This window comes from Pseudomonas sp. LBUM1678, from assembly GCF_059695575.1.
Genome location: NZ_CP166775.1, coordinates 5,678,120 through 5,690,918, shown reverse-complemented (window position 1 = coordinate 5,690,918; position 12,799 = coordinate 5,678,120). Strand labels below are relative to the sequence as shown.

The window sequence follows — 12,799 nt, the reverse complement described above, 5'->3', positions numbered from 1 at the left end:
CGGGCAGGGGTAAACTGCCCGCCCCGTGAAATGTCTGCGATCTGGAGTCGGCAATGCGTAAAGATAAGAAACAAGTGATTGGTGACGAGATCGGCGATGAGCAGATCAAGTTGTTTCTCGATTTCGAGCCGGTCGACGCCACTTCGCCGTCCCTGCACAAACTGATCAAGGCCTACCGTGGCCTGCGCATCGATGACTTCGAGCGTTTTCTGACGTTCTTTGTCGCAGCCGGTCTGGATCTGGATGGCAAGGATGAGCACGGCAATGACTTCGTCGCCCTGATCAAGGATCAGCGTAATGCGGCGGATTACATTGAGTTGATCGCCAAGGCTCGCGGTTAAGGTCAGTCGCACCGACATTTGTGGCGAGGGAGCTTGCTCCCGCTGGGCTGCGAAGCGGCCCCAAAATTCTGCGAACGGCGGAGATTTTGTGAGCGCTACGCACTCAAGCGGGACGGTGCGGCGATCCGACAAGCTCCCTCGCCACAAAGATGATTTCAGCGCCCATAAAAAAACGCCCCGCTCTCACTGAGAACGGGGCGTTTTTTATGCGGCCGAATCAAGCGTAGCTTTGGGTCTCGTTACTGGCTTCAACCAGTTCCAGCGCGACGTTGTTGTGCGCATTGATCTTGCGATAAAGCGCAGCGTCGGTTTCCAGTACCTTTTCCCGAGCCGGGAAGATTTCCGCCAGCTTGGCAGCCCATTCACCAGAAGCCTTGTTCGGGAAGCATTTTTCGATCAGCTCAAGCATGATCGAAACAGTTACCGAAGCGCCCGGGGACGCGCCCAGCAGGGCGGCTAGAGTACCGTCCTTGGCCGCGACCAGTTCGGTACCGAACTGCAGAACGCCGCCCTTTTTCGGGTCCTTCTTGATGATCTGCACCCGTTGGCCGGCCACTTCCAGGCGCCAGTCTTCGGCTTTCGCTTCAGGGTAGAAGCGACGCAGGGAATCGAGACGCTGTTCCATCGACTGCATCACTTCGCTGACCAGGTACTTGGTCAGGTCCATGTTGTTTTTTGCCACAGCCAGCATCGGGCCGATGTTGCCGGCGCGAACCGACATCGGCAGGTCCATGAAGGAACCATGCTTGAGGAACTTGGTGGTGAAACCGGCGTAAGGTCCAAACAGCAGGGACTTCTTGCCATCGACCACGCGGGTGTCCAGGTGCGGCACGGACATCGGTGGCGAACCCACCGCCGCCTGGCTGTAGACCTTGGCCTGGTGGTGTTTGACCACTTCCGGGTTGTCGCAACGCAGCCACTGGCCACTGATCGGGAAGCCGCCGAAGCCTTTGCTTTCTTCGATGCCCGAGGCCTGCAACAGCGGCAGTGCCGCGCCGCCTGCGCCGAGGAAGACGAACTTGGCGTCGACTTCACGGGAGTTGCCGCTGTTGACGTCCTTGATGCTGACGGTCCAGCCACTGCCGTTACGCTTGAGGCCGGTCACGCGCTTGCAATACTTGACCTGGGCATCGGGTGCGCTGATCAGGTGCTTGAGCAGTTGGTTGGTCAGGGCGCCGAAGTTGACGTCGGTGCCGTTCATCACGCGAGTGGCCGCGACGACTTCGTCGGCTGGGCGGCCTGGCATCATCAATGGCATCCACTCGGCCATGGTGGCCTTGTCTTCGGTGTATTCCATGTCCGAGAACGCGTGGTGTTTGCTCAGGGTCTTGAAGCGTTCCTTGAGGAAGGAAACTCCATCATTGCCTTGCACGAAGCTCAGGTGCGGCACCGGGCTGATGAACGTCTTGCACGAGCCGAAGGTGCCTTTTTTGGTCAGGTAGGACCAGAACTGCTTCGACACTTCAAACTGAGTGTTGATGTGCACGGCTTTCTTGATGTCGACGTTGCCGTCGGCAGCCTGCGGCGTGTAATTGAGCTCACACAGCCCGGCGTGACCGGTACCGGCGTTGTTCCACGGGTTCGAACTCTCCGCGGCACCGGAATCCATCAGCTCGACGACTTCCAGCTTGATCGCGGGGTCGAGTTCTTTGAGCAGTACGGCAAGGGTGGCACTCATGATGCCGGCCCCAACCAGTACTACGTCGACTGCTTCGTTATGCGCCATTTAACGCGTCTCCAAAATCTGCAGCACCAAATTGTCGGCATGGCTGCCAGGAGTGACGGGGCGTGTCAGTGATGCCCCAGGTACCCATGGCCAGTGTCGCCATGTCCGAATCTTCGCAATTTTTCGCAACTTCGACGGATGCATGCGGCCGGGCCTAAAGAGTTACATGAACTCATCTCAGCGCGCGGCTGGCAATTCGACTTATGGTCGAGACATCCGTTTGTGCAACCAAATCCGTAGCGGACAGGCTTCAGGCTCCGGTCTTCGAGGAGTACTCGGTCCTGTGTCGTTGGGCTGTTTCAGACGCTAATGGTGCATGTTCAGACGCAAAACTATTCATTTGCTCGCCACACTCTTGTGAAGTTGTGAAAACCCGTTTTTTTCACGCTCTTTTGAAGACGTGAACCTCAAAAAAGGGCTGTCCCAGCCTGGCACTGTGCCCGGAAGGATTGCCGTCATGGGGTACATGACAGGCAAAACGGGCAGACAGCTCAGTTACCGAGCGTAATGACAGCTCTGCAGATTCGCGAAAAGTGGGGGTTTTGCTCAAGGAACAGCAAGCGCGCCAGCTTCACTCGATCTGTGTGGGCGGCTCTCTGTGGGCGGTGCGGGGTGCCAAAACCGAAGCATTGACGATGCTGCGAGGCCCGATCAGGAGACGTCCTTATAATCGGGGGGAGATTGTATCTAAGAAACGCAGGGAAATGGACGTGTTTGATGACTTTTATTAGGCGTCTGGTCAGGTGGTCAACAGATGTTGCACCCGTGCACGTGGCTGGCGCTGGCTGACACGGGCGCTCGGGGGCAAAGGATGATGCAGCCAGTTGAGGCGGATTTCTTCGATTTCGACCCAGCCATCGCCCATCGGCTGGAGGCTGCACTGCTTGAACGCCTGGCAGTGGCCATTGCGGTCGAGCAGGGCAAAGCTGCGGTGTAACGGACGTGGCGCGAACAGCGAGATGAGATAACGCATGGGGAAGTACCTTGTGGGTGACCTGCTGTGAAGGTTGCCAGCGAGCCGTGACGTGAAAGTGTATGGGCGATGACAGATGTGTGACACGAGGCGGTTTCTCAAGGGTTTGTAGGAAATTACTTCAATCATTGCGCTGCCCTAGTTAGCTGCAGTGACGCACAGCTATACTGCGGGCCTGTTTGTGCCTGATTCTGGAGAGAAGAGCATGTTGCAACGCCTGTTGTTCGGTTTGATCACTGTGACCAGTTTGACCCTCGTCGGCTGCGCCCACAGCCCGCAACAACTGAACCCTGAACCCAAACTGACGACTCAGCTGGCGCCGGTCGGCCGTGGTCAGCCGGTGGTGGTGCGTGTGGTGGACGGTCGTCCGTCGCCAACCCTGGGCACCCGTGGTGGCTTGTACCCTGAGACCAGCGCAATCACCGTGCAGGGCGCGCAGATCCTGCCGAAGTTGCAGGCTCAGGCCGAGGCGGCCGTGCGGCTGCTGGGCTTTACCCCGACGTCGAATGCGCTGAATGCTCCGCAGCTGACGGTGACCCTGGCCGAGCTGAAGTATCAGTCGCCCAAAGAAGGCATGTACGTGACCGAGGCGACCATCGGCGCGACGTTCCGCTCTGATGTGCAGAACGCCAACCGTCGTTACAGCGGTCGTTACGGTGCGTCCCTGGATCAGCGTTTTGGTATGGCGCCGAATCAGGAAACCAACACCAAGCTGGTCAGTGATGTGTTGAGCGATGCGTTGACGCGTCTGTTCAAGGACCCGACGATTGGTCAGGTTCTCAGCGAATAACGGTTCGCGAGATTCAAAAAAGCCCGGTGCCAGCAATGGCCCGGGCTTTTTTATGCCCTCTGATTCAGCAGGTGTACACACAACAACTGTGGGAGCGAGCCTGCTCGCGATGACGGAGTGTCAGGCGACTTAATGTTGAATGTTAAATCCCCATCGCGAGCAGGCTCGCTCCCACAATGGATCATCTGTGGTCAGGCAGCTTGCGAATAGAAATCCAGCACACTCACACCTGTCAGCAAATCCGTCTCCGGCAAATCCGCATGTTGATGCCCACCCAGCGCGCAATAAACCAGCCAGTGGCGGTCTTGAACGTTAAAGGCGAGGCTTCCTACGAGGTTTTGTTGTTCGTCACTCTGGGCGATGAGGTAGAGGCGGTCCTGGTTTTCGGCGTGCAGCATGACAATTTCCGTGTCGGTTTCGAGGGCCGCCAGACTGGCGTATCCAGATGACGGTGCCGTGACACAGGGCAGCATTTGTTCAGGTGTTTCGTTATTTGTCGGAAAGGCGGGGCAGGTGGGCAGCCTTTCGGTAGAATCCGCGCCGCAATCGTCGGTTCGGCGTTTGTCACACCTGTTTTGCCGAGGTCCGTGATGTCGTTGCATTTGATTTCGCTGTTCACCAACCATCCCGCCAAGTTGATCAACCTGCTGGCCTTGCTGTTGGCCTTCCCGGGTGGCTGGCTGCTGCACGCCACTCGTCGCCGTGAACAACGCGCCATGGCCAGCCTGGTCGCCCAGCGCCAGAGCCGCCCGAGCGAAGAGCCCATCCTGGATTGGGCAACCTTGCGCATGAACCGGTTTTTCTACCGTTTCGGTTTCGCCTGCCTGGGGTTGGCGTTGCTGGTGTCTTGGATCAGCACCCGGTTTTGACTCTCTGAAGCAGACTCCTGTGGCGAGGGAGTTGCTGTGATGAGAGGACTCTGTGGCGAGGGGATTTATCCCCGTTCGGCTGCGCAGCAGTCGTAAAATCGGTACCCGCGATATGTCTGAAGAAATGTGATTGCAGGTTTTAGGACTGCTGCGCAGTCCAACGGGGATAAATCCCCTCGCCACAGGTGATGTGGTGGCAGGCAAATAAAAACGGCGCCCCGAAGGCGCCGTTATTGTATCCAGGCAATTAAAGCGGCAATCCCGCTTTCACCCGGTACTGATTACGCACCGGCGTCGCATATTGCAGCACCATGAACGGACGATGTTCCTCAGGGCAGGCTTCCAGGCGACGTTGCCATTCTTCCTGAGCCTTGGCCAGTTCGTCGGCCGCAAACACTTCGGCGGCTTTCGGCACCTGCAGTTGCGGGTCGGCGTCCTTCCACTGTGCGTAAGCCAGGTAGTGCACCGGGAACAACCGGTAGCCACCAAGGATCTGCCGGTCCATTTCGATCGCCAGTTGCTTGGTGTCGTCGAACAGTTCGGTGATCGGCGCGGCGAAGTTCACATGCACCCGGCCTTTGTAGCCGGTGATGCCCTTGGCGATGCTGACATCGTCCTCACCCGGGACTTTGGTGTAGCTGCCGGTGGTGGCGCGGATGAACAGCTCGCGAGCCTTGGCCTGGTCGCACGGGTCGTATTCGTAGCTGATCGACACCGGGCTGACGTTAAGTGAGCGGATGACTTCGCCGAACGGCTCGTCCTTGCGGCTCATGTGGAACATTTTCAGGATCGCCGACTCGGTGCGGTCGTCGCCGTCCTTGGCCCGGCCTTCGGCCTGGGCGATCCAGATGGAGGCGCAATCGTTGCGGATCGAGTGGTTGATGTAGGCCGACAGCAGCTGATACGCCGCCATCTTCTCGCGTCGACCGGTGATCGAACGGTGCACGATGAAGCTCTTGTTCAGGCGCATCAAATCGCTGACGAAGGGCTTTTGAAGAAGGTTGTCGCCGATCGCGATGCGCGGTGTCGGCAGGCCGGCGTGGTACACGGCGTAGTTGACGAAGGCCGGGTCCATCACGATGTCGCGGTGGTTGGCGATGAACAGGTACGCGCTGCCGGACTTGAACTGCTCGACGCCGGTGTACGTCACACCGTCCGTGGCCCGTTCGATAGTGTGGTCGACGTACATCTCGACTTTATCCTGCAACGTGGCCACTGACGTGACGCCAGAGAACTCACGGCGCAGCCGATGAGCTATAAGAGGTTTGAGCGCCCAGCCGAAAGCACCGGCAAAGCGCGGGAAGCGGAAGTGGATGAGGATGTCTAGAAACGCCTTGTCGCCGAGCAGCCGGTCCAGCACCGCTGGGACTTCGCTATCGTCGTACGGTCGGATGGCATCGAATTCGCCCATCATGCTCTCTTGTTAGAAACGGCTAGGGTAAGTAAAGGTTTTGCTCGAAAACCAACGGGGCACGGTCTGAAAAGGTAGTCAGACAAAAATAGCCCTGCAAATAGACCGGCGATTATACGCACAAGTCACCTGGGAGACCGCGATGCTGGAAACTGCGCAGTATGAATGTCCGTATTGTGGTGAAGAGGTTGAGACCACCGTGGATCTGTCCGGGGGCGATCAGACGTATATCGAGGACTGTCAGGTGTGCTGTCGGCCGATCACGTTTGTGTTGCAGGTTGACGGACAGGAATGGCATCTCGAAGTATTCAGCGAAAATGAGTGAGGGGCGTCTATGCAGCGAATCTACGAGCCGGAAAACCTGATGGAAGGTGAGTTGCTGCAAGGCATGCTGGCCAGCGAGGGCATCGAGGCGCATCTGGTGGGGCGCGATTTGCTTGGCGGGACCGGCGAATTGCCGGTCTATGGCCTGCTGGGCTTGTCGGTGGATAACGACCAGGCCGAATACGCCCGCGAGTTGATCACTGCGTACAATGCCGCGCTGCCACTGCCCGGCGACGAACCGGAAAGTTTTCTCGGCACGCTGGTCTGTTAGGCTGGCGTTCGTTTTATTGAGAGTCGTGTTGCCCCATGTGTGGACGTTATGCCCTGTTTCGCTGGAACCCCGCCTTCGCGGCCCTGCCTGGCTTCCCCGCCGATCAGCAGGCCCAGTGGAATATTTCCCCCAACGATTCGGTGCTGATGCTGCGTGCAGGCGTTGACGCTCAGCGTGAGCTGGCTCGAGCGCGCTGGGGTTTGACGCCGCCGTGGCTGACCGATCTGTCCCGCACCCCGGCCCATGCCCGGGCCGAAACCGTTGCCGAACAACCGATGTTTCGCCAGGCCCTGCGCGAACGCCGTTGCCTGCTGCCGGCCAACGGTTTTTACGAATGGCGTGGCACCACCCGCAAGCGGCCGTATTGGCTGACGCCGGGGGAGGGCTCGACTTTGTTTTTCGCGGCGATCTGGGAAGCGTATCCGGTGCAGGAGCAGGTGTGGCTGAGTACGGCAGTGATCACTCAGCCGGCGGCGAGTCAGCGTCGGCCGTTGATTCTGGATGCGGCGGGGCAGGATGCGTGGCTGAATCCTGAAACGCCATTGCATACGTTGCAGGCGTTGCTCGCCAGTGAACCTGCTGCATTGCGCGAGCGGGTGTTGGCGAATCTGGTGAATGATCCGAAGCTTAACGGGCCGGAGTGTTTAACGCCGGGTTGAGATCTTGGTGTTGTTTAAAAGCCACCCCTCACCCCAGCCCTCTCCCCAGAGGGGAGAGGGGAGAGGGGAAAGGGAGCCGATCTTTGTCGCTTTCAAAACTTGAGTTCGACTCGATATTTCAGGTCGATGGACAGCGCGATACACCTCGGTCAGTCCCCTCTCCCCCCGGGAGAGGGTTAGGGTGAGGGTGCTCTTCTAGACCTTGAACTGATTGATCAACCGCCGCTGCTGTTCAGCCAGCTTGGTCAAATCCGCACTCGCCGCACTCGATTCATCCGCCCCGCCAGCCACTTCATTGGCCACTTGCCCAATGTTGATCACGTTCCTGTTGATGTCGTCAGCCACCGCACTCTGTTCCTCCGCCGCGCTGGCAATCTGCGTGTTCATGTCATTGATCACCGACACCGCCTGAGTAATCGTCTCCAAGGCCTCGGCCGCTTTCGCCGCATGTTGCACGCTTTCGTCAGTACGGTTCTGGCTGTCCTCCATCACCCGCACCACATCGCGGGTGCCTTGTTGCAACTGCTGGATCATGGTCTGGATTTCTTCCGTGGCCTTCTGGGTTTTCTGCGCCAGGTTGCGCACCTCATCGGCCACCACCGCAAAACCACGGCCCTGTTCGCCAGCGCGTGCCGCTTCAATGGCCGCGTTCAAGGCCAGCAGATTGGTTTGTTCGGCGATCCCGCGAATGGCGGTCAGGATCGCGTTGATGTTCTCGCTGTCCTTGGCCAGGGTCTGGACCACGCCGACAGCCTTGCCGATTTCCACTGCCAGCACGCCAATCGAGTTCGACGTATCGCGCACGATTTGCATGCCCTGGGCCGCTGCCTGGTCGGCGTGGCTGGCGGCTTGCGCAGCCTGGGTGGCGTTGCGTGCCACGTCTTGCGCAGTAGCGGTCATTTCATGCACCGCGGTGGCCACTTGATCGATCTCGGCCATTTGCTTCTGCACGCCGATGTTGGTGCGAATGGCAATGTCGGCGGTGTGTTCAGAGGAATCGCTGACGCTCTGCACCGACGTCACCACCTGGGTGATCATCGCCTGTAGTTTGGCCAGGAAAGTGTTGAAGCCTTTGGCGATCGAACCCAGTTCGTCGGCGCGGTCGCTGGTCAGGCGGCGCGTCAGGTCGCCTTCACCTTTGGCAATGTCGTCGAGCATCGCGACCATCTGCTTGAGCGGGCGGGCGATGCCGTGGCCCACTAGCCAGATCACCAGCAAGCCGATGCCGGCGATCAACAACCCGACCATGGCCATGCCGAAAGTGTCGGACTTGCGTTGAGCGTCCAGGTCACTCTGGAGTTTCTGCAGGTCGGCCATCACTGCGTTCAGCGGCAGTTGCAACATCAAGGTCCAGCGCGCATCGGTCTGGCCGATGCCGAACGGCAGGTACAGCTCGATCCGGCCCTGGGCCTTGTCGACGGTGTAAGTCACTTCGCCGCGCTTGAGGTTGGCCATGTTGGCGATCTGTTTGCTGTCGAGGATGTCGCTGACCTTCTCGCCGAACTTGCTCGGGTCCTTGGTGTAGGCAACGATCCGGCCATTACCGCCGATCAGCGCCATTTCCCCTGCGCCGCCGTACAGTTTCTGATTCGCGCCCAGCAACATTTCCTGGATGAAGTTCACCGACAGATCGGCACCGACGATGCCCTGGAAGGCGCCGTTGAGCATGATCGGTTCAATAAACGAGGCGAGCATGACGATCTTGTCGCCGACCTTGTAAGGCGCCGGATCGATCACGCAGGATTTTTTGGTTTCTTTCGAGCACAGGTAGTACTCACTGGCGCGCACGCCAGTGGACAGGGTTTTCTGGTCGTCGACGTCCACCAGTTTGTCCAGGCCCAGGGTGCCGTCCTCGTTGCGGAACCACCACGGCAGGAAGCGCCCGTTGCTGGCGTCGATGCCGACCACCTTGGTGTCGACGTAAGCGGCGTCGTTGTGGTCGAGGGCGTCTTTTTCCCAGCCTATATAAGTGCCGAGAATTTTCGGGTTCTTGACCACGTTTTCCTTGATCAGGCTGATCAACTGCTCACGGCTCAGGCTCAGCTGCGGCTGGCCATCGGCGCCCGGTGTGCCGATCAGCGCGTTGACCCGCACCAGGCCGCCGGCGATCAGCAGCGGCGCTTCGAGTTCGCGCTGGATCTGGCTGACTTGGGTTTGCGCCAGAGAGGTCAGCCGCTGCTCGATCACTTGCTCGAATTGCGCCTGTGTTCGCTCCTGGACCATGTCTTGCGTCCGGGCGCCGGAAAACAGTGCGTACAGCACCAGCGCGGCGACTACGCTAAGAACGATGGCGCCGGCGAGGGCGGCCACGGAAAACTGGATCGACTTGAATTTCATGGGTGCTCCGCACGCAAGAGGAGGTCTGCGGTGGTGTATCGGCAGGAGCCCGGAGGGCCATGAGCGGGGGCGGGCGAAATGGCTGTTTTGGAGTGCTGGATGTCGCAAATGAATCATTGCGGGCCGTTGTCGGCCGTGGCGGGCGTCGGTATGTGAATTTTTTCCTACGGCCATGAGAGTTTTGGCTGAAATGTGCGTCTACTCATTTGCGTAACTGGCGTCGATACCATTCCCGTCCAGGATACGCGCCATGTTTCCAGGGAGTTTTTTGATGAACAAGACATTGGTTGTGTGTGCGCTGAGTGCAAGTTTGCTGCTTGCCGGTTGTCAGTCGGTCAATACCACCAGCGGTGGCGCCGTGGGTGTTGAGCGCAAGCAGTACATGTTCAGCATGTTGTCCACCGACGAAGTCAACCAGATGTACGCTCAGTCGTATCAAAAGACTGTCGGAGAGGCGAACACCAAAGGCGTGCTGGACAAGACCAGTAACGATGCCAAGCGCGTCCAGTTGATTGCCGACCGGCTGATTGCCCAGGCGCCGGTTTTTCGTCCGGATTCGGCCCAGTGGAAATGGGAAGTCAACCTGATCAAGAGCGACGAGCTCAACGCCAACTGCGGGCCTGGCGGCAAGATCATTTTCTACACGGGGCTGATCGACAAACTGCAACTCACTGACGATGAAATCGCCGCGATCATGGGCCATGAAATCGCTCACGCCCTGCGCGAGCATGGTCGTGAAGCGATGTCCAAGGCGTACGGCGTCGAGATGGCCAAGCAGGGTGCTGGCGCATTGCTCGGTCTGGGCCAGGACAGTCTGGCCCTGGCAGACACCGTGGCGAAATACGGCATGACCTTGCCCAACAGCCGTGGCAACGAAAACGAGGCGGACTTGATTGGTCTCGAGTTGGCGGCTCGCGCCGGCTACAACCCGAACGCCGCGATCACGTTGTGGAACAAAATGAGCAAAGCCTCGGAAGGCGCGCCGCCGGAGTTCTTGAGCACGCACCCGGCTTCGTCCAGCCGGACGGCGGCGTTGCAGGCAGCGATTCCGAAGGTGATGCCGTTGTACGAGAAAGCGCCGAAGTCCTGAAAGCAGGCGTTGACGCCACTGACGCCTTCGCGGGCAAGCCACGCTCCCACAGGTTTTGTGTTGTACACAAATTTTGTAATCGACCGAAACCTGTGGGAGCGTGGCTTGCCCGCGAAGAACGATAACGCGGTCTAACGACCTACCGCATCAAACCCACCCGCTGCTCTGCATCGCCTTGTACACCGCCACAATCGCCAGGACAAAAAACGCCGACGCCGCCAGGCGACGGATCAGGGTGAGTGGCAATTTGTCCGCCGCAAAGTTACCCGCCAACACAACCGGCACGTTGGCAATCAACATCCCGGCGGTGGTGCCGATGATCACCAGCCACAGCTCTGGGTATTGCGCAGCGAGCATCACCGTGGCGACCTGGGTTTTGTCGCCCATTTCGGCCAGGAAAAACGCAATCAGCGTGGTCAGGAACGGTCCGAACTTGCGGGCGGTGCTGGCTTCATCGTCGTCCATCTTGTCCGGCACCAGGGTCCACAGTGCAGTCGCGGCGAAGCTCGCTGCGAGGATCCAGTGCAACACCGCATCCGAGAAGAAACTGCCGAACCAGGCACCTACCGCGCCGGCTGCCGCATGGTTGGCCAAGGTCGCGGCGACGATGCCGGCGATGATCGGCCAGGGTTTGCGAAAGCGGGCAGCGAGAATGAGCGCGAGCAGTTGCGTCTTGTCGCCGATTTCGGCCAAGGCAACGATTGCGGTGGGAACCAGCAGAGAGTCCAGCATCAGGGATTTTCCTAAGGGGCGGGTCGACACGGCTATGACACGTACAGCCTTCCCGCCCCGGGTAAGGTGTTCGTGTCATAGGTCTTGTCAAACCCTGCGATCCGTCTGATGCGGACGCTTGGGTCGCATACGCCATGGTCTGTTGACCAAGTATGTTGACGTATGCCGGACGAGCATGGCGCTCGTGGGAGACTACTCCCCTAGGACGGAGCGGATTCTGCCTAGGCAAATCCGATTGGGCAAGCAGAAAGTTTTATCCACGCTTGGCCCGGTAAATCCTGAAACCCTGTCCTTCAGCCTTGATCGCACACACGCCCAAGTGCTCTTCGATCAGCGGTTGATACTTCAGGAAGCTGTTGGCGACCAGGCGCAGTTCGCCGCCGTTTTTCAGATGTTTTGCCGCTTTTCGCAGCAAGTTCTCGGTAGCGAAGTAGTCGGTGTGGACGCCGACATGGAACGGTGGATTGCTCAGAATTGCACTCAAGCCCATCGGTGCAGCGTCGATGCCGTCACCGGTAATTACATCGGCTTCCAGGCCATTGGCGGCCAGTGTCAGGCGACTGCTGGCGGCAGCGAATGCGTCGACGTCGAGCAAAGTGACCTGATTGTGTGGATAACGACGTTTCACCGCGGCGCCCAACACGCCCGCTCCGCAACCGAAGTCGAGCAAGTGGCCGCTTGGCAACTTGTCCAGATGTTCCAGCAGCAGCGCGCTGCCACGATCCAGCCGACCGTGGCTGAACACGCCCGGCAGGCTGATGACTTTCAGCGGACCTTCGGCCAGCGGCAACTCATACGTCTGGGCCAGGCTTTCCAGCGATTTGGCTTCTGGCGCATTGGCCACGGTGACCAGCCAGAGCTGGCAATGCCGCGCGCTATCGAGCTTGCGTGGCTTGCCGAACGGGTTCAGTTGCTTGGCCGCGCCTTCGATGCCGCTGCGTTTTTCCCCCACCAGGTACAACTCGCGACCGGCCAGACGCGAGGCGAGGGCGTTGAGGATGTAGTCGGTCAGGTCCTTGGACTTGGGCAAAAACACCACGGCCGTGTCGAACTTACGCTCGGGTGCGTTCACACCAAAATGGCTGCGCTCGGCAAAACGCGCGTCCAGCGCCGCTTGATCGCCGGCGTGCCAGCACCAGCCGTGGGCATCGGGCAGTCGGCCCAGCAAATCGTCGGCGGGCAAACCGGCCAACAACACCGAGCCCTGGAATAATTCGGCCTGACGAAGCAGTACTTCACTGCGCGGATCCATAACTGCTCCTGTGAAAAAAAGTGC

Annotated in this window: 14 protein-coding genes, 1 pseudogene and 1 riboswitch; of the genes and pseudogenes, 7 read left to right on the top strand and 8 right to left on the bottom strand. The window is 59.2% G+C overall.

Going from position 1 to position 12,799, the window contains the following annotated elements; all coding sequences use genetic code 11:
* The first annotated feature begins 53 nt into the window (after window positions 1-53).
* Complete coding sequence (locus tag ACA070_RS25810) at window positions 54-341, top strand: PA4642 family protein (RefSeq protein WP_497448862.1); 288 nt, start codon at window positions 54-56, stop codon at window positions 339-341.
* A gap of 217 nt (window positions 342-558) precedes the next feature.
* Here the strand turns inward: ACA070_RS25810 and mqo are convergent, their stop codons facing one another.
* Window positions 559-2,067, bottom strand: coding sequence for a malate dehydrogenase (quinone) (mqo, locus tag ACA070_RS25805; RefSeq protein WP_497448861.1), 1,509 nt, complete (start codon window positions 2,065-2,067; stop codon window positions 559-561).
* Window positions 2,068-2,806: 739 nt separating this feature from the next.
* Window positions 2,807-3,040 (bottom strand): hypothetical protein, encoded by a 234-nt coding sequence (locus tag ACA070_RS25800; RefSeq protein WP_131059469.1) that lies wholly within the window; start codon window positions 3,038-3,040, stop codon window positions 2,807-2,809.
* A gap of 205 nt (window positions 3,041-3,245) precedes the next feature.
* Here ACA070_RS25800 and ACA070_RS25795 point away from each other — a divergent pair, with 205 nt between their 5' ends.
* A complete protein-coding gene (locus ACA070_RS25795) occupies window positions 3,246-3,830 on the top strand; it encodes a YajG family lipoprotein (protein ID WP_497448860.1) in 585 nt (194 codons plus the stop codon).
* A gap of 191 nt (window positions 3,831-4,021) precedes the next feature.
* On the opposite strand, the gene ACA070_RS25790 is transcribed toward ACA070_RS25795, so the two are convergent.
* Window positions 4,022-4,228, bottom strand: coding sequence for a hypothetical protein (locus ACA070_RS25790; RefSeq protein ID WP_010458215.1), 207 nt, complete (start codon window positions 4,226-4,228; stop codon window positions 4,022-4,024).
* A gap of 192 nt (window positions 4,229-4,420) precedes the next feature.
* On the opposite strand from ACA070_RS25790, the gene ACA070_RS25785 reads away from it, so the two are divergent.
* Entirely contained in the window at window positions 4,421-4,699 is a 279-nt protein-coding gene (locus ACA070_RS25785; protein ID WP_131059467.1) for a hypothetical protein, read from the top strand.
* Between the two features lie 247 nt (window positions 4,700-4,946).
* Here the strand turns inward: ACA070_RS25785 and ACA070_RS25780 are convergent, their stop codons facing one another.
* The gene (locus ACA070_RS25780; protein ID WP_497448859.1) at window positions 4,947-6,113 is read right to left on the bottom strand and encodes a 1-acyl-sn-glycerol-3-phosphate acyltransferase; all 1,167 of its coding nucleotides are present in this window, start codon (window positions 6,111-6,113) and stop codon (window positions 4,947-4,949) included.
* Window positions 6,114-6,252: 139 nt separating this feature from the next.
* Here ACA070_RS25780 and ACA070_RS25775 point away from each other — a divergent pair, with 139 nt between their 5' ends.
* The 3 genes from ACA070_RS25775 to ACA070_RS25765 are packed head-to-tail and all read left to right on the top strand — an operon-like array spanning window position 6,253 to window position 7,364.
* On the top strand, window positions 6,253-6,435 hold the full coding sequence (locus ACA070_RS25775) for a CPXCG motif-containing cysteine-rich protein (RefSeq protein ID WP_497448858.1): 183 nt from the start codon (window positions 6,253-6,255) through the stop codon (window positions 6,433-6,435).
* A 9-nt stretch (window positions 6,436-6,444) separates the two neighbouring features.
* Window positions 6,445-6,705, top strand: coding sequence for a putative signal transducing protein (locus ACA070_RS25770; protein ID WP_497448857.1), 261 nt, complete (start codon window positions 6,445-6,447; stop codon window positions 6,703-6,705).
* Between the two features lie 35 nt (window positions 6,706-6,740).
* Entirely contained in the window at window positions 6,741-7,364 is a 624-nt protein-coding gene (locus ACA070_RS25765) for an SOS response-associated peptidase (protein WP_497448856.1), read from the top strand.
* A gap of 195 nt (window positions 7,365-7,559) precedes the next feature.
* Here ACA070_RS25765 and ACA070_RS25760 read toward each other — a convergent pair whose 3' ends face one another.
* Together ACA070_RS25760 and ACA070_RS25755 are read right to left on the bottom strand one after the other, a co-directional pair.
* Window positions 7,560-8,264, bottom strand: coding sequence for a methyl-accepting chemotaxis protein (locus tag ACA070_RS25760; RefSeq protein ID WP_407682191.1), 705 nt, complete (start codon window positions 8,262-8,264; stop codon window positions 7,560-7,562).
* A gap of 198 nt (window positions 8,265-8,462) precedes the next feature.
* A pseudogene (locus ACA070_RS25755) lies at window positions 8,463-8,522 on the bottom strand (hypothetical protein); the annotation flags it as partial.
* Between the two features lie 1,450 nt (window positions 8,523-9,972).
* On the opposite strand from ACA070_RS25755, the gene ACA070_RS25750 reads away from it, so the two are divergent.
* Window positions 9,973-10,791, top strand: a complete 819-nt coding sequence (locus ACA070_RS25750) for a M48 family metallopeptidase (protein WP_497448855.1) — start codon at window positions 9,973-9,975, stop codon at window positions 10,789-10,791.
* A gap of 147 nt (window positions 10,792-10,938) precedes the next feature.
* Here ACA070_RS25750 and ACA070_RS25745 read toward each other — a convergent pair whose 3' ends face one another.
* Both ACA070_RS25745 and ACA070_RS25740 read right to left on the bottom strand, forming a co-directional pair.
* Window positions 10,939-11,523: a TMEM165/GDT1 family protein gene (locus ACA070_RS25745; protein ID WP_461955667.1), complete on the bottom strand. Its 585-nt coding sequence runs from the start codon at window positions 11,521-11,523 to the stop codon at window positions 10,939-10,941.
* Between the two features lie 89 nt (window positions 11,524-11,612).
* Window positions 11,613-11,737: riboswitch (yybP-ykoY riboswitch) on the bottom strand.
* 39 nt (window positions 11,738-11,776) lie between these two features.
* Entirely contained in the window at window positions 11,777-12,775 is a 999-nt protein-coding gene (locus ACA070_RS25740) for a methyltransferase (RefSeq protein WP_497448854.1), read from the bottom strand.
* Window positions 12,776-12,799 lie beyond the last annotated feature (24 nt).

Excerpts from the sequence above, each read along its gene's own strand:
- ACA070_RS25810 (WP_497448862.1), top strand. The coding sequence starts at position 54 with ATGCGTAAAGATAAGAAACAAGTGATTGGTGACGAGATCGGCGATGAG.
- mqo (WP_497448861.1), bottom strand. The coding sequence starts at position 2,067 with ATGGCGCATAACGAAGCAGTCGACGTAGTACTGGTTGGGGCCGGCATC.
- ACA070_RS25800 (WP_131059469.1), bottom strand. The coding sequence starts at position 3,040 with ATGCGTTATCTCATCTCGCTGTTCGCGCCACGTCCGTTACACCGCAGC.
- ACA070_RS25795 (WP_497448860.1), top strand. The coding sequence starts at position 3,246 with ATGTTGCAACGCCTGTTGTTCGGTTTGATCACTGTGACCAGTTTGACC.
- ACA070_RS25790 (WP_010458215.1), bottom strand. The coding sequence starts at position 4,228 with ATGCTGCACGCCGAAAACCAGGACCGCCTCTACCTCATCGCCCAGAGT.
- ACA070_RS25785 (WP_131059467.1), top strand. The coding sequence starts at position 4,421 with ATGTCGTTGCATTTGATTTCGCTGTTCACCAACCATCCCGCCAAGTTG.
- ACA070_RS25780 (WP_497448859.1), bottom strand. The coding sequence starts at position 6,113 with ATGATGGGCGAATTCGATGCCATCCGACCGTACGACGATAGCGAAGTC.
- ACA070_RS25775 (WP_497448858.1), top strand. The coding sequence starts at position 6,253 with ATGCTGGAAACTGCGCAGTATGAATGTCCGTATTGTGGTGAAGAGGTT.
- ACA070_RS25770 (WP_497448857.1), top strand. The coding sequence starts at position 6,445 with ATGCAGCGAATCTACGAGCCGGAAAACCTGATGGAAGGTGAGTTGCTG.
- ACA070_RS25765 (WP_497448856.1), top strand. The coding sequence starts at position 6,741 with ATGTGTGGACGTTATGCCCTGTTTCGCTGGAACCCCGCCTTCGCGGCC.
- ACA070_RS25760 (WP_407682191.1), bottom strand. The coding sequence starts at position 8,264 with ATGACCGCTACTGCGCAAGACGTGGCACGCAACGCCACCCAGGCTGCG.
- ACA070_RS25750 (WP_497448855.1), top strand. The coding sequence starts at position 9,973 with ATGAACAAGACATTGGTTGTGTGTGCGCTGAGTGCAAGTTTGCTGCTT.
- ACA070_RS25745 (WP_461955667.1), bottom strand. The coding sequence starts at position 11,523 with ATGCTGGACTCTCTGCTGGTTCCCACCGCAATCGTTGCCTTGGCCGAA.
- ACA070_RS25740 (WP_497448854.1), bottom strand. The coding sequence starts at position 12,775 with ATGGATCCGCGCAGTGAAGTACTGCTTCGTCAGGCCGAATTATTCCAG.